Genomic DNA, 17,677 nt, shown 5'->3' with positions numbered 1-17,677 from the left:
TAGCCATCGATATTATAAGAGCTTTCACCAATATTCAATTTCAAAAAAACTGTAACCTTACTCATAGGGTTTCCTTTTCTACGCAAAAAATACGTAAATGATAAGCTTGAACTATAAAAATAAGTATACCTTTTCAATACGCATAACAAATAGACGTCTCTGCTAGATTTAAACGAGTGCTGAGTGATGACCCATTTCCAGATTAAAGATTGAGTAGATGAAACGACAAAACCCGCTTTGGACTCTATGTCCGAATCGGGTTTGTTAGTGAGAGTGTCGCTATTCAGTTATTATGACATGGCTTCGAACAATAGTAACAGCCATCAGCATTTGTATAGTATTTCTTTGCCTCTTGTACTGCATCTCTACAATTCGTAAAGGAACCCAAATACTGACGGTTTTCAGAAGACGGTAAATGAACACATGTGCTAACATGCACCTCATGATCCCCGTTCGACTGCGCATTTTTATTTACGTAATAGATACCCATTTAGTCACCCACTTTCTTAAGATTATTCACAAAAAACGAAACGTACGTTCCGCATAATTACTATTATAGAGCACGCGTTCTTTATAATCAATTCTTATTAATATTTCCGCATATAATCAAGTTCCTTGGCGGTCATTGCTTCTTACATTATGAGTATCCATCTACTCTTCAAAATGCAAAATAGTTTATGCTTATTGTAATTGAAAAGGTCTTGATTAAAGCCAAAGATTAATAAATTATGCATAATACTTATCTAACCACTTTCCTAAAAGCCCCCACAACATCCCCAACATCCTCATCCGTCATCCCCGGATAAATCGGTAAGGTCAATGCCTGCCCGTACCACTTCTCCGCAACCGGACAAAGTCCTTTTTCATAGCCTAACTCTCTATAATAAGGCTGCCAATACACAGGAATATAATGAACATGGACACCAATATTCCTTTCACGCATTTCATTAAAAATCTCTTTGCGTGATTTTTTAAGTACTTGGCTATCCAATTGAATCATATACAAATGCCATCCGGATTCTGTTTCCTCCAATTGCTCTGGTAAAATAATTCCTGGAATCATTGCTAACTTTTCATTATACAAATCCGCAATCTCACGACGTCGTTCAATAAAGCCATCAACTTTATGCATCTGAGACACACCTAGTGCTGCCTGGATATCACACATGCGATAATTAGACCCGAGCTCAGTCATCTCATAGTACCAGTCGCCCTGTTCGATAGCATAAGGCGTCTTACTAATCCCATGGCTGCGAAACAGTTTTAACTTCTCATAAAACACTTCCGAATTAGTCGTAATAATTCCTCCTTCACCTGTCGTAATCGGTTTGACCGGATGAAAACTGAACATCGTCATATCAGCCTGTGATCCTATTTTATGACCTTTATAAGTTGCCCCGAGTGAATGTGCTCCATCTTCAATAACAATCAAATTATGGCGTCTAGCAATGTCCATAATGGCATCCAAATCTACCGGTTGCCCCGTGAAATCTACCGGCATAATAACTTTTGTCTTAGACGTAATTTTCTTTTCAATTTCAAGCAGATCAATATTATATGTTCGCTCATCAATATCTGCAAAAACTGGCGTGCCACCGCAATATAATACTGCATTCGATGTCGCTACAAACGTAATAGGTGTTGTAATCACTTCATCCCCATTACTAATTCCCGCCGCGTAGCAAGCCCCATGCAACGCTGTAGTTCCATTGGAAAAAGCAACTGCATACTTCGCCCCGACATAATCTGCAACAGCCTGTTCAAACTCTTCCACTTTCGGTCCTTGTGTTAAAAAAGGCGAACGTAATATTTCTACTACGGCCGCAATGTCGTCCTCTTCAATAGTTTGTTGACCATAGGATAGAAATGTCTCTCTTTTCTTCATAGCAATAGCTCCCAACTTAGTGGAGTTCCTTTGGCTGCATCAACTTTAATCGTTTTACCGAGAACTAGCTCTAAATGCTTCGGTGCAAGTCCATGTCCTGGACGAATGACACGTACATTTTCCTTCGTCAACACACTTCCCGCTTTCAAATCCGCCCCAATATAAAGCGAACGACGATGCTCCAATGAAGGTTTTTCTGCATCTGTCGGACCATATGTGACAGTCCCTAAGCTGCTCCACGCTCGTTCCGTTTCTTCCACTAACAGTTTTAACTCATGTGGCTCCATTGAAAACGCCGCATCGACGCCACCTTCTGCTCGTGATGTCGTAAAATGCTTCTCAATGACTGTAGCGCCAAGTGTCACCGCCGCTATCGCAGTCCCAACTCCCATTGTATGGTCAGATAGGCCGACTTCCGTACTAAACAGCTCTTGCATATGCGGAATCGTTGCGATATTTGAGTTTTCGGGTGTTGCGGGATACGTACTTGTACATTTCAACAAAACTAGCTGGTCATTCCCTTGTGAACGAACCGCTTGTACAGCTTCATCAAGCTCTGCAATGGATGCCATTCCTGTCGAAATAATAATAGGCTTCCCTGTTGCAGCTACTTTTTTTATTAACGGAATATCCACATTTTCAAATGATGCAATTTTATAAGCAGGCACATCCAGCATTTCTAAAAAATCAACTGCTGTTTCATCAAACGGTGAACTGAAACCGAGCATGCCATGCTCCTTACAACGATTAAAAATAGCTTCATGCCACTCCCAAGGTGTGTACGCCTCTTGATACAAATTGTACAGCGACTGCCCCTTCCATAAATTCGTATCACTTTCGATAAAAAATTCACCCGTATGTATATCAAGCGTCATCGTATCTGGCGTATACGTTTGCAATTTCACTGCATCAGCTCCAGCCTCGGCCGCCAAATCAACTATTTTTAATGCTCGCTCAAGTGATTGATTATGATTGCCGGACATTTCCGCGATAATAAATGGCTTTTCACTTCGTCCAATCTTTCGATTACCAATCTTCATTCCTGCATCAACTCCATTATTTTTTTAATCCATAGATTGGGACCTTCTGGACTCCCCGTCAATTTCAACCCGTTTAGACTCATCTCTTGCAATTCTTTCTGTCGATTTGACAGAGCCTCTAACAATTGTAGATATGTTTCAACTGTTACCTTTTCATGCCAGCCGGTATTCAAAACAGCCCCCAAAGAAGCTGCTGTTTCCGTTGCCACAATCTGATTCTCCGCAACGATCGTACTCAATGAAGGTAATCCGACATAACAACGTTCCCATGTCGCACTCCCGCCAGCTCCAATTGCGAAATCTGCTTGTGCCATTAATGACGCCATGTAATCGATTTGACAATGAAAATGAAAACCTTCATGTAAACAAATCTTTTCGATTTCTATCCGACTCGGATTACCAGCACCGACAACAACATCAATATGTGGAAACGTCACATTTGTCTTTTGCAAAGCACGCAATACTTTCAGCGTCTCATTTGTCGGATCCGTGCCTCCCATAAAAATAAGCAATCTCCCCACAGTTCCATCTCGTTCACGCATTTGTTGGCGTTCCCGCACAAACTCATCACGCATAATCAAATACCTTGGGCCTAACAACTTCATACAATGACTTGGCACCAGAATATCGTAACGCGCTTCAAAATCAGGCACGGTATTTTGATCCAACAATAGATTACAATCATGCTGACGATCCGCTAAATCATCGATCACTGCAATCTTGTTCACAAATGGACGAATCGACTGTTCCCATCGCTCATCAATCCCGTAATGATCAATAATACACAAATCAGCCGGCTGAAAATCATGAACCACTTCAAAGCCTTTAGATTGGACTAATCCAATCAAATTCCCCGGTAATTCGTTCATCATAAACAACACATGACAACCACGTTCACGCAATGCCCCGGCAATCGTCAAGCAGCGCATGACATGTCCACTACCAATTTCAATAGAAGCGTCCGTTCGAATGATTACTTTCATCTCGGATACCACCAATCATTCTTCCAAAAATTTAGTAGCAATTATTGCATTACTTGGGAGTAAACATGGGATGCCTTTTACTATCGGATACGCAAGTAGACCTTTTGGAGTAAATAATGCACTATTGTTTTCAACCAAACTTGTTTTTGTAAGCGGGCAACAAATAACCGAATTCTCTAAATCTGATTTACGTTCATCCAATTTCTTTTCAATGACCATCACACCCGTGGGATTCAAAGGATTAATCGGGGAATAAAGCAATTTATATTCCACCACAGAATAACCTAGTTCAAGTGCAGTTTCATAAAGATTCGTCACATACCCATGTTGAACCATTCTTTGACGTGCTTCTTCTGTTGCTAGTTCATAGGCGGGCTCGAACAAAACTACATATTTTCTTGCAACACGATATAACTCTTGAAGAATCTCCTTCTCCTTACCACCATTCGGTTCAACTGCATGTGAGGTATATACAACGTCTATTGAATTTCCCATAACTGGCATCTCTAACAAATCCCCAGTCGTTAATAAGATATCATGATACCCATACTCATTTAAGAATTCTTTCGCATACTTGATTCGTGACCAGGACAAATCAAATCCAACTATAGTTTTAGGTACTTGATGAAGCTTGTTCAGCACCGGTCCAAGAGTAGTTCCTTCACCAATACCTGCTTCTAAAATTGAATCCATCGAACCAAGACCGTTTAAAACTGATGCAATCTCATCGCAATAAGCTTCCTTTTTCTCCTGATTATTTTGGTATCCTTTAACATAAGAACCCGCTTGAAAATCATAACTAATTAAAATATCTTCAATTGTATTCTCTTTCCTATCTTCAATGTCTTTTAAATATCCAATAATATTTTCATTTTTTTCATATATCTCTTTAACACGATGAAGAATTTTTAATGCATCCATTTTATATCCCTCTTTCAAAAGCATCTCAAGCTATCCTTCATACACTTTCTTATTATTTATCCAATCAAATCACCGGCTTCTGTTCAATATGCGTATTCAACTTTGCTACTTCCGGATGCTCGACCAAGTATTGTATAACATCCGAATTTGATACAAGTGAATTATTAAAATGACTAGCAACCGCCTGACAGAGCGCATAATCTTCTTCTGTATCAAGCGTAATTCGAAGTTCAGGATAAAGACGATTCACCGGTACATCGTAAACCGCACGTTGAAACTGTTCACGATACTCATACGCATAATACGTCACATGCTCCCGATGCCTTGGCTCCTGCCCATTTTCATGAATAAAAAGCAGTGCCTTATATGAAATAAGTTCCACCGCAAGCCCTCGCGGCATCTCCCCTACTACATCAACGATATCGACACGCTCCCGCTCCATGATTGCAACAATGTCATTCGCCATTTCGTAATCGACAAACGGACAATCCGACGTTACACGCATCACATAATCAGGCTCATATTGCTTCGCGCACTGCACATAGCGATCCAACACATCTTCTTCTGAACCACGGAAACAAGCAATTCCATTTTCTACACACCATTGCTCTACCGCGTCATCCTGTCGCAAAAGTGATGTTGCTACGATGACCTCACTAACACCTTGAATCTTCCTGCAGCGGGAAGTCACATATGTTAATACATCTACCTCGCCCAATGGCTTCAATATTTTACCTGATAGGCGGGACGAGCCCATGCGAGCTTGGATAATGACGATTGTTTTCATCGAATCACTTCCGCCATATATTTTTTATATTTCTGTCCTACTTCTTCCCATCGTTCTTTCGTCATTTCAAATAGATAGACATCATGCCACTGTTCATTCTTCAAAATGTGATGTTCCATTTTCCCAACTTCTCGAGCACCTTGCTTCAGATGCAGTTTTCGAACACCTTCATTACTCCCCATCACTTCACCCATTAGTTTCTCAAGCCCTAATTCACTAAATGCATAATTGTACATATACGGTCCTAAAAAACCAGCCAACATCGCATATTCCGGATTACCGATATAAAAATTCCAAAAACCTCGTTTGTTTTTCCAATCGATTGCTGTAATGGAAATGAAACCGATTAGCTCGTCGCGATAAGAAATCACCCAGTAGTATCCATTTTCATCTTTCCGAATACCATCTAGCCATTTCCGCTGATTATCCATACTGTACGGAATATCCGTATACATATAGCGCGTGACAACTTCAGTTGTCCGCCAATCTAAAATCAACTGCAGATGTTCTTCCTGAATCTGCATCCATTTCATCACAAAATCACAACTTCCCTCGTAAAAGATTTTAAGAAACTTTGCCCGTCCCAAACACCATCAAAATCCAATGCCTGTCCAACTGGCACAATGCGGTCGATGCCACGTGTTGGGACCTGTTCTACAAATGCACCCAATTCCTCTTTTGAGAAACCAAAGTAACTAACTGTCTGGTCCTTATCCACGATCATCGTGCTTACTCCCGCTAATTCAGTTGCCTTACATTCAAAAAACAAACCACCGCCACAATGTCGTTCACGAACATTGGCCGGTACACGTTCAAATGACACTCTGGAAAATGTCGTCCCATGCTTGAATTCCTTCGTTTCCACTTCCGCGGCTAACGCTAAGCCCGTTGCAAATTTCTGTACTTGGATTGCAGACATGAGTTCTGCTTCTTTCGCACGAATAACTTGATCAAACAAAGACCAAAATTCTATTTGTACAGCCTCAATGACTTCATTAGAACCCGTCCAAACAATTAATCTTGGTGATGAACAAGCCATTTGATCAAACCAAAATGAATCATTATAAAATCGTTGCAGTAGTTGCTCTTTTTCTTCGGATTTCGCGTGTAGCACCGCTTCAGCATTCAATACAGCTAACGAAAATCGGTCAGGAAATACAAGTTCATTGGCAATCGGCGCAAGCTGGATACGTCGAATCGCATTTACCGTTTCATCGCCGCCCCATACAACACGTGTATGGCACTCGCTGCTTAAAAAGGCAGTCACTTGCTCGCTATGATCATATGTCAACACAATTGTTCTTTCAGCAATCGTCGTATGTTCTGCTTCTTGTAACACGTCGATAATCACGGAAAGCAACGCATTCGTCTGCAATTGCTCCTTTCCCGAGACACGAATAATATTCCGATTTCCTGCTAACAACGATAGCATCCAAGAATAAATGAAAATCGTATCAACATTCGATGGTGCCAAATGAAATACAGTACCACGCGATTTCACAAATCGATTTTTCGTTTCCTCAAGCCAAGCCTCTTTCATCTCATGAATATGTGCTCTACGTAGCCAATAGCCAAGTGCGACAACTTCGGGATAGGCCCTCATTCGAACAAGACGCATCGAAAGCGCTTGAACAAATGACAATACTTCAGGATGAAAAGGTGTCAGTGTCTCTTGCTTCCGCAAATCAAAGATAACTTCACGCCAATTCTGTGACTTCGGCCAAAATACACGCATCAGCCATTCCCTTCCTTCCGGTCAAATGCAAACGTATCGCTACACCCGCGTAACTCTGCTTTTGGAATCCGTCCTGCCACAGTAAAATATTTTCCTTTCCAACCACAAGAACAATTATCTTCCCCTAAAATGGTTCCCAAATCCTCAGTTAACAAACTATGACCTGGGTAACTTTTTGGTAATACACTCATCACTTGAATTAACCCTTGCTCTCCCATGGGGAGGGGGCCAAATGTAATTGCATCTCGAATAAGTACGTCTGCATAATTCGGCGTATGCAAATGTCCCTGCTCACACTCCACAAAAATCGAACCGACCTGCTCCACCATTCCATAATAATTATGGACACGCCGAATTCCAAAACGCTCTTTTAACTCCCTTTTAAATATATCGGCATCCACTGCTTCATCCTGAAGCTTCTTCCAACCACCGCCATGAATTAAAATACTCTCTCCCATATCAAGTTGAATATTTTGCTTCTCAGCTTCTTGATAAAAATATTCCCATACCATGAAAGTAAAGCCGAACAGCAAAATCGTAGACCCTCGATGCTCGTCCAAATAATGACGCAATCCATCCCAATCGACCGTCATATCCTCATTTAACGCATAAAAATGTTTCCGTCCAAAATTAGAGAAACCTAAAATCCCAGCTCCACGTGCGCTGAAAGATGTTCGATCTTTCAATACCGATTTTGTATCTAAAATAACCATAGGTAATCGTTTTCCGCCTAATACTGGCTTCATCACTTCTACAAGCGCATGCGTCTGACTAACTGCTGTTTCTCGATCCAGATAAATCTTCGACACTTGCTGTCCAGTCGTACCACTTGACGTTAGAACTTTAACAACGTCTTCACGAGGGATAGATAAAAGATCCATCATCTTAAACAATTGAACGGGGATAAATGGCAGCTCCTCCAACGTCTCAGCCTGTGTAAATCCTCCACTCTTTTCAACCATCGAACGATATTCTGAACAATATTCAACATGACAATCCGTCAATTCATTCAATTGTTGGAGAAGAAACCTCTCCTTTTCTTGTTTCGCTAAATCATATGGATACATCATACTAAACCATCCTTTATCGCCCGATAATCCGTTTTCCCATTGGTCATCCGTGGGATTGCTTCCACCACATGAATACGAAAGGCAGACTTATGCAACTGATAGGCAGATTCCAAATACGCTTTCACAACCGCTACCGACTCTTCCGATTCCACTACAATCACCATTCGGTCATCACTACCCGTACATGCGACAGCGGCCTGAAGTTCCTGTTCCAGCTTTTTCTCCACCTCATCCAAATTGACACGTAAACCGAATAATTTAACAAATCTCTTCAACCGACCTGTGATTGTATAAAACCCATCGTCATCAACCATTGCTAAATCCCCCGTATGCAGAACACCTTGCATTTCATCGTCCTTTGCCAAATCCTCTACCGATTCCGCGTATCCCATCATGACATTCGGCCCTTCAAAAATCAGTTCGCTTGTATCACAATCAAGACTAAATGAGCCACCAGGGACAGCAATTCCAATCGATCCGGTCTTTTCCAACAGGCGATTCGGAGGAATATACGACATCCGCGGCGACGCTTCCGTCTGTCCATACATAACATAAAACTGTTTTCCATGTTCTTTCGCATACTCACCAAATAGCTTCACTAATCGCTCATCCAGTCGACCGCCTGCCTGCGTAAACATCTGCAAATGTGGCAAATCCATTTTCAAAAAACCGATTCGCTGTAGCATTTGGTAGGTGAAAGGTACACCTACAAACGAAGTCGCCCGTTGTTCGTTTAAGAACGACCAAAACGACTTTGCCATGACACTTTCATCCGTCAATAAAATCGTTGCGCCTGCCGCTAAATGACTATTAACAATGGATAGACCATACGAGTATGACAACGGTAAATTCGCGACACCACGTTGTTGTTCATCGAGTTGCAAATAGTCAACAATCGATTCAGCATTTGATTGAAGATTCGCATACGATAATCGAACAAATTTCTGACTACCTGTCGTTCCAGATGTGCTAAGTAAAACTGCCAACTTAGGGTGAATGGTGACGTCTATCGCACTACATCTGCTCCAAATAGACGACTCCACTTGTTCATAGCCTACTAGCATTCGTTCCCCAACAATCCACTTCGGTTGATATCGTTGAATGATTCCCGCAAGCAAATCGTCAGCTAAATCCGAGCTTACTAACATCACTGCATGTCCCGTACGAAGCGCTGCTAAATAAGCGACTAGTACTCCATACGTATGCTCGCAAAGAAGCACTACAAGCTCTTTTTGTTTTGACTGCCACCCCATGGACAGTTCTTCTATATCGTTATTCAATTCCTCATATGTATACGTTCGTCCCGGTGTCACAACAGCAGGGCGATTGCCTAAATTCCATTTTTCATAAAACATGATTCTCACACCTTTCCTATCTCTTACTATATCAAAAAAGACATGGTTATATCACCATGCCTCCATCGACGCCAATCACTTGCCCCGTTACATAAGAAGAACGATTGGACAACAAGAAATGAATCACATCTGCGACTTCATCCGCTCGACCAAAACGGTTCATTTTAATCGCTTCAAGTAACTGCTCTTTTTTCTCACCTTCATAGTGAACTGTCAAATCCGTCTCAATAAAACCTGGAGCAACAGCGTTCACACGAATACCTGCACTTGCCCACTCTTTCGCAGCAGACAACGTCGCACCAACAATTGCCGCCTTACTTGCAGAATATGCTACACTGCCTTCACTTCCTCGAGTGCCAATGATTGAGCTAAGATTGACAATCGATCCAGCACGTTCTTTCATCATCAAACGAGACGCAAACTGCATATGTTGAAGCACAGCAATGACATTGACATCGATCATCTGTTGAACGTCATCTGTCTTGGTCATTGCAAGCAGTCCTTCTGTCATAATGCCTGCGTTATTCACAAGTCCGTTCAAACGGCCAAAAGTCTTTTTGATTTGAAGAAGAGCTTGTTTCATTGCTTCACCATCACGCACGTCATAAATAACCGACAAAGGCTCAAGACCACCTGTGGATAAAATTTGTTCAGCTGTGCCAACAAGATTTTCCTCCGAACGCCCATGAATGACAACTTGAGCCCCCGCCTTAGCTAGACAAATAGCAGTAGCCTGTCCAATTCCACGGGATGCTCCCGTCACCAATACAACCTGTCCATCCAATCGCATCACAAATTCTCCTCAGTCAAATGAAATCTCATACTTCGCTAAAATCTCTTTCGCTTTCGCAAATGAGCTCATATCAAGCACATCATCCGTATCTAGCATAATATCAAACTGATCATCAATTTCAGCTACAAGCGCCATATGTGCAATGGAATCCCATTCGGCAATTGAATTATAGGCTAATTCATCTACGACAAGAGATTCGTCAATTCCTAGTGCTTCTATGAATACGGATTTTAATTTATTTATGTTCATTTTTATGACTCCATTCCTGATAGATAGTTATTTTATATTTAATAGTTTTTTTGATTTTCGGATTAAGAATACCTCAACAAATTCTTCCTTAACTCACGCTTTGTAAATCGATAGGATGCATTTGGATTAACCATCTGTCGCAAATTATCTGTTGCGTCCATATAACCTGGATAGTGATGGATTGCTTTTTCAAAACATTCCTTTGCTTTCTTGAAGTCACCATCCATTGCATAGAGAACTCCAATATTGTTCATCGCAGCCCCATGCATATCATTTTCCAGAAGTAGCTCTTCTAATATCGGTTTTGCTACATCAAACTGCTCTTTTTCTATATAATACAACGCTGATAAAAACAGCTTTGACACTTTAAATTCATCACTTTGAATCTCATTTAAATATAAAAATCCTTCGTCAAAACGACTAAATTGATAAAGAAGCGTTATAAAATCAACTGTGTTTTTCTCTTTAGAAAAGCTCCGGCGATAAATAGCGTCACGTACTTCTTTGATTGAATACACATCCAAAATCGCTTTACCAGCCTGTGATGCTTTCTTTAAATCAGATGTAATGCTCATCTCGTGGCGCCTGAAGTAAACATATGGTTCATCAACATAAACAAATGTGCCCTCACGTGATAGCCGTAAAATAAACTCAGCGTCTTCAGATACAACAAAATCCGTCTTATAACCACCAATTTTAAGCGCCGATTCACGATGTAAAAGTAAGCCTGACGGTGTAATAATATAGTTACGCACTAAAAGGGATCCAAATGTTTCATCAAAGGACAATTGCTGGCCACGGTATTCACTATTTTCAAGGATATTTCCACTTGCATCTGTTTGCACATATGCTGGATGCACTGCCACAGGGCTCGGCTGCACATCTGTAAATTGTTGAAGCTTTTCAACCTGTAGCTTAACTAAATCATGATGAATTGTATCATCTGAATCCATCATTAATACCCATTCATTACGAGCTTCCTTTAGGCCACGATTCCGTGCAGCTGAGCCACCTTGATTGTAAGATTGTCGAATGAGTCGAACTAGAGGATACTTTTTGCTATATGCCTCAACAATTTCTGCAGAACAATCAGGTCCGCAATCATCTACAACTAAAATTTCATCAAGGGGGTAGGTTTGATGAACTAGACTGTCCAATGTTGCTTCTATATACTTTTCAGCATTATAAAGAGGAATGATTGATGATATTTTCAAAGACCTCACTCCTGAATTAATTTTTTTGCTAGTTTTAAGGCTGCTGCAACAACCCCGTCCATATCGTAATACCGGTACTCCGCTAAACGCCCGACTAAATGCACGCACTCCAATTGCTCAGCTAACTTTCTGTACTGCTTAAGCTTCTCTTTGTTTTCATCCGCAATAATCGGATAATAAGGCGTGTTTTCTCCTCGGACATACGCCTCTGGATACTCACGTGCCACGACTGTTTTTGGATGCTTTTGCCCTGTTAAATGCTTAAACTCTGTTTTACGCGTAAAGTCATAACCATTCGGAGTGTTTAACTGACCGACTGATTGAACATATTCCTGATCATACGTATCATACTCAAACCGCAAAGAACGGTATGGTAACTCCCCATACTTATAATCAAACAATTCATCTATTTTACCTGTGTAAATCACATCACCTGTAAATGGTTGTCCAAACAACTCAATCTTCCCAGCCTCAATGGTCATCACATCTCGATAATTCGTATTCAACAGAACACTAATATTCGGATGATTAATCATTTTTTGAAACATCGCCGTATAGCCGCGTAATGGCAACCCTTGATAACGGTCTTGGAAATAACGATCATCTCTTGATATATAAACAGGCACACGTCCAGTCACCGTCGGATCCAGTTCTTCCGGACCAATCCCCCACTGTTTGAGCGTATAATGTAAAAACACTTTTTCGTACACATAATCCGCCAAAAATTTCAAATCCTCGTCCTCTTGCTCACGAAGCTTTAAAATCGGTACCTTTACATTATAGCCAAGTAAATCTACTAACTTCGTCTGCAAACGCTGTGCAAGCCCTTTCGGAAACACTTGATCCATCGTGTTTAAATTAAATGGCAGCGGCACTTCTTGTCCATCAATCATCGCCTTCACACGATGCTCATAATGATGCCATTCCGTAAATTGCGAAAGATAGTCCCAGATTACTTTAGAGCGTGTATGGAAAATGTGGGGGCCGTATTCATGGATTAGGATACCTTCATCCGTGAAACGGTCATATGTATTCCCACCGATATGTTGACGTTGCTCGATGACAAGAACTTTTTGATTTTTTTGTGTTGCGAGGCGTTCTGCTAGGACTAGTCCTGCATAGCCGGCACCGATAACAACTGTATTAAATTTCATACCACTTCACCGCCATATGGATTAATAAAGTCTTCACCTTCTATTAGGTCAAAGTTTCTAAGTTCCCTCGTAATAGCGTCAATAGCATGAAACGGGGAAATAATATATTTGGCATTTGGCGATTTAAATGGCATATGAACTGGTAAATGCATTATCATTTCACCATTGCGTACTGGATTACTGTCAATAAAACCTCGAGTCTTAATATTGTATTTTTTAAGCAGGTGATAGATACTTTGGCCTGCTTCCCCAGCACCCCAAATCCATAAATCAATCCCTGATTTTCTTACATCCTCACAAAATGTCAATAACTTAGTATTATCTAGATTTAAATAAAAATAAGTATTTTCCAAATAACTCTCTCTAGAATATTGTATTTCGGGATATCCATTTTTTTTAGAAACATCGTTAAAATACGTATAGATTTGGCTTAAATACGTATTATGTCCCTCATACGTACCACGTGCGTTTGAGTCATTAATACCGTGAATTCGGTAATAGGTTAACGGCTCCATTACCGTTTTTATACGACCTTGAAATACACTTAAAGTCATTAATCTTGCATCTGGCCAAACATAGGTTAAATTATCTTCTTTTAAGGGCAACACTTTCTCAAGGAAACCTCTTTTAAAAGATAATCCACTTGTTGCAACAAATAAATGAAAAAAATTACTCTCTTTAAATATATATGATTTAATATCCTCTACTTGTTTGATTACAGGACGAATCTTATTCATAATCTCGTCTTGTCCATTTATTTCATTTAATAAGTTTTGAACTGTTGTAATCGTGTTATCTGCTGCAAACGTCGTAACAATCTTTTCTATTTTATCTTCATGGAACGCATCATCACTATCTAATAAACAAATAATATCTCCCTTTGATTTTAAAAATGCCTGGTAAATTGCATTTGCTTGGTTTTGGTTCGCAGAATGACCGTAATTCGGATTGGATATAACTTGAACCTTATCGCCAAACTCTGTAAGAACGTCTAATGACCCATCTCCTGATCCATCATCATATACAATGATCTCGATATTTTTGTAAGTTTGGCTTAACAGAGAGTTAATACAAAACTGTAGATATTTAGAGTAATTATAGTTATTTATTAATATTGAAACATTCACTCGTGTCACATCCATTTAATAGATAATAGAGAGTATTATTTTTCAAACAAACTTTTTTCAGGTAAAATACTTTGAAAAGACTTTTCTACTCTTGTTATATATTTATTTAAATTCTCTACTTCATCATTATCATTTATCACGATAATTTGCCTTTCTTGGTTCTCAATAAACAGAAGAATATTATCAAGATCATTCACAATTCCTGGGAAGGAGTAGCCTAATTTCCGGTGCAATGAAGGTTCAAAGTCTCCGCTCATGACCTGCCAAAACCTGATTAAATATTGATGAATTAATTTAACTGTCCTAAATTTCTCCATACATGCGTTATCAAGTAAGTCATATTCCTTATTCCAAACATCTTGAAAAGTACTCTTTTTAAAACTTTGTGGTAAATGGTGATTGTATAATCCAGGAAACAAACTGCGTTTTATAAAGTATTCATTATGATATAGTTGGTCTTCATAAATATCATTCAGAAATTTATCTTTATTTCGCTTTACCGAATCCAGAAAATCGAAATTTTTATTTATAATACCCGTCATATACAAGATTTGTAGACCATAATTTGTTGCAGGATTCTCAAAAAAAACATTTCCAAATACCCCTTCATCACAGGGTAAACCATCTTTAAAAAAATCTGTTTTCTTTAATGAGTCAATAATATAAAAATCATCATTAAAATAAACAAAATGATCTGACAGGCCTTTAATCTTATGTAAATTCAATTCAATTGTTCCGCTATTGAAAGTAGGTAAATATTTCAAATCAATGAAATCCTCGTGCTTCACAATATTTAATTTAGGATGATTTACACTTAACCATTCCGGCACATGACCGTATGTGATAAAATGTATTTTATTTACCCAAGGGGCAAAATTTTCAACACCTCTAAACCAATATTTTAATAATCCCCAGTCTCTAAATCTAATATCTCCCGTCAAGTCATTGGCCTTTAGTATTGGAGTTGGATCATACTGCTGTTTCTCTTTCAACCATTTCTCATCTTGGCTGTCTACCCAAGCAATGACGAAATCTACTTCTTGCATAAACGATTCTCCCTCTAATCATATATCAAAACTAATTATCTGCTTTTGTATACCTAGCTTTTCCAATAACAAAATTACTTCATACTTAAAACTAGTAGCAATCACTATAGTGTCGATATCATTCATTTGCTTTGTATTCATAATTTCGTGAATGCCATATATCCTCTTCCCAAAGAAACTTTCTTTTTGATGATCCTGATATGTCTGAAGAAAGCATACTATTTCGTACTGATTTTCCGAAAGATATTTTGCAACAACTTTACCAAAGAACCCCATTCCATACACTGCAATTTTATTATGAACTGATAACAAATACTCTACATCCTTCATACCATTATAGATAGCTTTTTCATATGTTGGAATTGGAGGTTGGTTTATTAATTTTAGCTTCTCATTAAAAAATGCAATGTATTCTTCATATAAGCTTTTATATTTCTCGATATTATTAAACCAATTATTATCGGAATGAATTCGATAAAACCCTAAGCACTGATTTAATGTGCATATATTTGCTCCATTATAAACAGCAACTAAGTTAATATATGTATCCGCGCAAATCCTTGTTAAATGTTCAGGAATAGGGAAAATAGAATCGAGTACTGATTTTTTATACGATAGACCAGATGTAGGAGCGAAAGATATCGCTGTTCTATATCTCTTTAATCGTTCTGATAAGTTATTTTTTGTTTGTTTGAGAAGACACGTTTTTAATGATGTTTCTAGACTATGTTCAACCACGTCAAACTCTTTATGGTATAAGACAATCTCCTCGAGCTTGTTTGGAAACCAATAATCATCAGCATCGAGAAAGGTGACAATATCAAAATCCTCACTAAGATTATAGGCAACATTAAATGCGGATCCTTGACCACCATTTTCTTTGTATATAGCCGTTATTTTATTTGTATGTTCCGAGGCATACATATCAATAACAGCTCGAGAATCGTCTGTTGAACCGTCATCAACAATGACCAATTGAAAGTTAGGGTATGTTTGGTTAAGCACAGATTCTATTGCTTCTCCAATATACTGACCATAATTAAAGTTAGTAATGGCGACGAATATTTTCATTTATTAAAACATCACCCTTCTATAAAAGTAGATATATCAACTTTTAATTTCATTCATTAATTCTCAATCTTTCATTTTATATATCTAGAGTAATAATACGACTCTCTTCAAAGTCATACATAGAAAGAGTTCTTAATATTTGTATCTTAAAGCTACTAGCAATAATAATAAAGTCAAAGTCTTTTTGATATTTTTGAATTTCTGAAACCGGGAGTATTGTAATATTATTAATTTTTGTCGAACCATCATCTACAAAAGAATCAATAAAATAAATTACTTCCTTTTTCTCTTTTTTCATTTTGTCATATAAAATACGGCTTAAACTTCCTGTTCCATATAAAACATATTTAACTTTACTTTCCAACTTCAGTTCACTGATAATTTTATTTATGCGTTCTTGCCCGAAAATAATTGGATTTGCTCCTTTTTCTTTCAGATTTTCATTGATCAAACTAATAATTTTAGAAAAAGTATTTTTATCTGCATTTTCATTATCATACCAGTGATTTTCCCCGTGAATTCTATAAAATGACAAAGCTTCCCTTAAAGTTTTTATCTGAGGATTATAGTACAAAGCTGAATAAACTAAAAATGTTTCAGAACATATTTCTATTCCTTTCTCAGGGATTGGAAATATATTGTCTAATATGTCTTTTTTAAATGACAAGGCAGATGTTTCCGCGAATCTAAGGAACCTACCTTTTTCAAACATCTGATATGCTGCTTGTTTTTTATCTGGAACCCATCGACAATGCTCCCCTGTATTAAGCATCCCATGTTCTACTATGTCTGCTTTATTATGAGCATCTACAATTTTCTCGACTTTAGTTTCAAACCAATAATCATCGCTATCTAAAAAGCAGATGATTTCACCCTTAGCTAATTTAAAGCCACTGTTGAATGCCGATGCTTGTCCACCATTTTCTTTAAAAACGGCAATAATTTTATCAGGGAATTTTTCCGCGTACTTACTAATAATCTCACCCGAGTTATCTGTAGAACCGTCGTCTACAATGATTAACTCAATATTTTGGTAAGTTTGATTTAATACTGATTCAATAGCTTCTCCTATAAAACGACCGTAGTTATAATTATTAATGAGTGCTGAAACTAATAATGAAATTTTAATCACATCCCTATATCAAAGTTTTTATAGAAAATAATAGTTCTATTTTATTCTTTCACTTTTCCATCCTATATAGGATGGAGAACCTTTTAAAAAGAAGAGCAAAAATATCAAAGTACAT

Annotated in this window: 17 protein-coding genes; all 17 read right to left on the bottom strand. The window is 38.5% G+C overall.

All coding sequences use genetic code 11. The annotated features are described in order from the left end of the window. Window positions 1–739 precede the first annotated feature (739 nt). The 17 genes from pseC to N1I80_RS22415 all read right to left on the bottom strand — a co-directional run bounded on the left by pseC (window position 740) and on the right by N1I80_RS22415 (window position 17,562). A complete protein-coding gene (gene pseC / locus N1I80_RS22495) occupies window positions 740–1,885 on the bottom strand; it encodes a UDP-4-amino-4,6-dideoxy-N-acetyl-beta-L-altrosamine transaminase (RefSeq protein ID WP_340740211.1) in 1,146 nt (381 codons plus the stop codon). Beyond that, window positions 1,882–2,925: a pseudaminic acid synthase gene (gene pseI, locus N1I80_RS22490; RefSeq protein ID WP_340740210.1), complete on the bottom strand. Its 1,044-nt coding sequence runs from the start codon at window positions 2,923–2,925 to the stop codon at window positions 1,882–1,884. The genes pseC and pseI overlap by 4 nt, the downstream gene beginning before the upstream one ends. Beyond that, window positions 2,922–3,908, bottom strand: a complete 987-nt coding sequence (gene pseG, locus N1I80_RS22485) for a UDP-2,4-diacetamido-2,4,6-trideoxy-beta-L-altropyranose hydrolase (RefSeq protein WP_340740209.1) — start codon at window positions 3,906–3,908, stop codon at window positions 2,922–2,924. Before pseG ends, pseI begins: the two co-directional genes overlap by 4 nt. A gap of 15 nt (window positions 3,909–3,923) precedes the next feature. Further along, window positions 3,924–4,829, bottom strand: coding sequence for a methyltransferase domain-containing protein (locus N1I80_RS22480; protein WP_340740208.1), 906 nt, complete (start codon window positions 4,827–4,829; stop codon window positions 3,924–3,926). A gap of 64 nt (window positions 4,830–4,893) precedes the next feature. After that, entirely contained in the window at window positions 4,894–5,616 is a 723-nt protein-coding gene (locus N1I80_RS22475) for a glycosyltransferase family protein (RefSeq protein WP_340740207.1), read from the bottom strand. Next, window positions 5,613–6,149 (bottom strand): UDP-4-amino-4,6-dideoxy-N-acetyl-beta-L-altrosamine N-acetyltransferase, encoded by a 537-nt coding sequence (gene pseH / locus N1I80_RS22470; RefSeq protein WP_340740325.1) that lies wholly within the window; start codon window positions 6,147–6,149, stop codon window positions 5,613–5,615. Before pseH ends, N1I80_RS22475 begins: the two co-directional genes overlap by 4 nt. Then, the gene (locus tag N1I80_RS22465; protein WP_340740206.1) at window positions 6,149–7,351 is read right to left on the bottom strand and encodes an acyl-CoA reductase; all 1,203 of its coding nucleotides are present in this window, start codon (window positions 7,349–7,351) and stop codon (window positions 6,149–6,151) included. Before N1I80_RS22465 ends, pseH begins: the two co-directional genes overlap by 1 nt. Next, entirely contained in the window at window positions 7,351–8,421 is a 1,071-nt protein-coding gene (locus tag N1I80_RS22460; RefSeq protein WP_340740205.1) for a LuxE/PaaK family acyltransferase, read from the bottom strand. Before N1I80_RS22460 ends, N1I80_RS22465 begins: the two co-directional genes overlap by 1 nt. Beyond that, a complete protein-coding gene (locus N1I80_RS22455) occupies window positions 8,418–9,776 on the bottom strand; it encodes an AMP-binding protein (protein WP_340740204.1) in 1,359 nt (452 codons plus the stop codon). The genes N1I80_RS22460 and N1I80_RS22455 overlap by 4 nt, the downstream gene beginning before the upstream one ends. Before the next feature lie 46 nt (window positions 9,777–9,822). Next, window positions 9,823–10,566, bottom strand: a complete 744-nt coding sequence (locus N1I80_RS22450) for an SDR family NAD(P)-dependent oxidoreductase (protein ID WP_340740203.1) — start codon at window positions 10,564–10,566, stop codon at window positions 9,823–9,825. A gap of 12 nt (window positions 10,567–10,578) precedes the next feature. Beyond that, window positions 10,579–10,818 carry an acyl carrier protein gene (locus N1I80_RS22445; RefSeq protein WP_340740202.1) on the bottom strand — a complete coding sequence of 80 codons (240 nt, stop codon included), beginning with the start codon at window positions 10,816–10,818 and terminating at the stop codon, window positions 10,579–10,581. 62 nt (window positions 10,819–10,880) lie between these two features. Beyond that, window positions 10,881–12,032 (bottom strand): glycosyltransferase, encoded by a 1,152-nt coding sequence (locus tag N1I80_RS22440; protein ID WP_340740201.1) that lies wholly within the window; start codon window positions 12,030–12,032, stop codon window positions 10,881–10,883. 5 nt (window positions 12,033–12,037) lie between these two features. After that, window positions 12,038–13,186: a UDP-galactopyranose mutase gene (glf, locus tag N1I80_RS22435; protein WP_340740200.1), complete on the bottom strand. Its 1,149-nt coding sequence runs from the start codon at window positions 13,184–13,186 to the stop codon at window positions 12,038–12,040. Next, a complete protein-coding gene (locus tag N1I80_RS22430) occupies window positions 13,183–14,313 on the bottom strand; it encodes a glycosyltransferase (protein ID WP_340740199.1) in 1,131 nt (376 codons plus the stop codon). The genes glf and N1I80_RS22430 overlap by 4 nt, the downstream gene beginning before the upstream one ends. 35 nt (window positions 14,314–14,348) lie before the next feature. Next, a complete protein-coding gene (locus tag N1I80_RS22425; protein ID WP_340740198.1) occupies window positions 14,349–15,359 on the bottom strand; it encodes a hypothetical protein in 1,011 nt (336 codons plus the stop codon). 18 nt (window positions 15,360–15,377) lie between these two features. Beyond that, window positions 15,378–16,430 carry a glycosyltransferase gene (locus N1I80_RS22420; protein ID WP_340740197.1) on the bottom strand — a complete coding sequence of 351 codons (1,053 nt, stop codon included), beginning with the start codon at window positions 16,428–16,430 and terminating at the stop codon, window positions 15,378–15,380. Window positions 16,431–16,506: 76 nt separating this feature from the next. Then, the gene (locus N1I80_RS22415) at window positions 16,507–17,562 is read right to left on the bottom strand and encodes a glycosyltransferase family 2 protein (RefSeq protein WP_340740196.1); all 1,056 of its coding nucleotides are present in this window, start codon (window positions 17,560–17,562) and stop codon (window positions 16,507–16,509) included. Between the last annotated feature and the right edge of the window lie 115 nt (window positions 17,563–17,677).

Origin of the sequence: Sporosarcina sp. FSL K6-3457, from assembly GCF_038007285.1 — a bacterium.
Taxonomy (GTDB): Bacteria; Bacillota; Bacilli; order Bacillales_A; family Planococcaceae; genus Sporosarcina.
The sequence above is the reverse complement of the archived record's forward strand: the minus strand, read 5'-3'. Positions and strand labels throughout refer to the sequence as shown.

Excerpts from the sequence above, each read along its gene's own strand:
- pseC (WP_340740211.1), bottom strand. The coding sequence starts at position 1,885 with ATGAAGAAAAGAGAGACATTTCTATCCTATGGTCAACAAACTATTGAA.
- pseI (WP_340740210.1), bottom strand. The coding sequence starts at position 2,925 with ATGAAGATTGGTAATCGAAAGATTGGACGAAGTGAAAAGCCATTTATT.
- pseG (WP_340740209.1), bottom strand. The coding sequence starts at position 3,908 with ATGAAAGTAATCATTCGAACGGACGCTTCTATTGAAATTGGTAGTGGA.
- N1I80_RS22480 (WP_340740208.1), bottom strand. The coding sequence starts at position 4,829 with ATGGATGCATTAAAAATTCTTCATCGTGTTAAAGAGATATATGAAAAA.
- N1I80_RS22475 (WP_340740207.1), bottom strand. The coding sequence starts at position 5,616 with ATGAAAACAATCGTCATTATCCAAGCTCGCATGGGCTCGTCCCGCCTA.
- pseH (WP_340740325.1), bottom strand. The coding sequence starts at position 6,149 with ATGAAATGGATGCAGATTCAGGAAGAACATCTGCAGTTGATTTTAGAT.
- N1I80_RS22465 (WP_340740206.1), bottom strand. The coding sequence starts at position 7,351 with ATGCGTGTATTTTGGCCGAAGTCACAGAATTGGCGTGAAGTTATCTTT.
- N1I80_RS22460 (WP_340740205.1), bottom strand. The coding sequence starts at position 8,421 with ATGATGTATCCATATGATTTAGCGAAACAAGAAAAGGAGAGGTTTCTT.
- N1I80_RS22455 (WP_340740204.1), bottom strand. The coding sequence starts at position 9,776 with ATGTTTTATGAAAAATGGAATTTAGGCAATCGCCCTGCTGTTGTGACA.
- N1I80_RS22450 (WP_340740203.1), bottom strand. The coding sequence starts at position 10,566 with ATGCGATTGGATGGACAGGTTGTATTGGTGACGGGAGCATCCCGTGGA.
- N1I80_RS22445 (WP_340740202.1), bottom strand. The coding sequence starts at position 10,818 with ATGAACATAAATAAATTAAAATCCGTATTCATAGAAGCACTAGGAATT.
- glf (WP_340740200.1), bottom strand. The coding sequence starts at position 13,186 with ATGAAATTTAATACAGTTGTTATCGGTGCCGGCTATGCAGGACTAGTC.
- N1I80_RS22425 (WP_340740198.1), bottom strand. The coding sequence starts at position 15,359 with ATGCAAGAAGTAGATTTCGTCATTGCTTGGGTAGACAGCCAAGATGAG.
- N1I80_RS22420 (WP_340740197.1), bottom strand. The coding sequence starts at position 16,430 with ATGAAAATATTCGTCGCCATTACTAACTTTAATTATGGTCAGTATATT.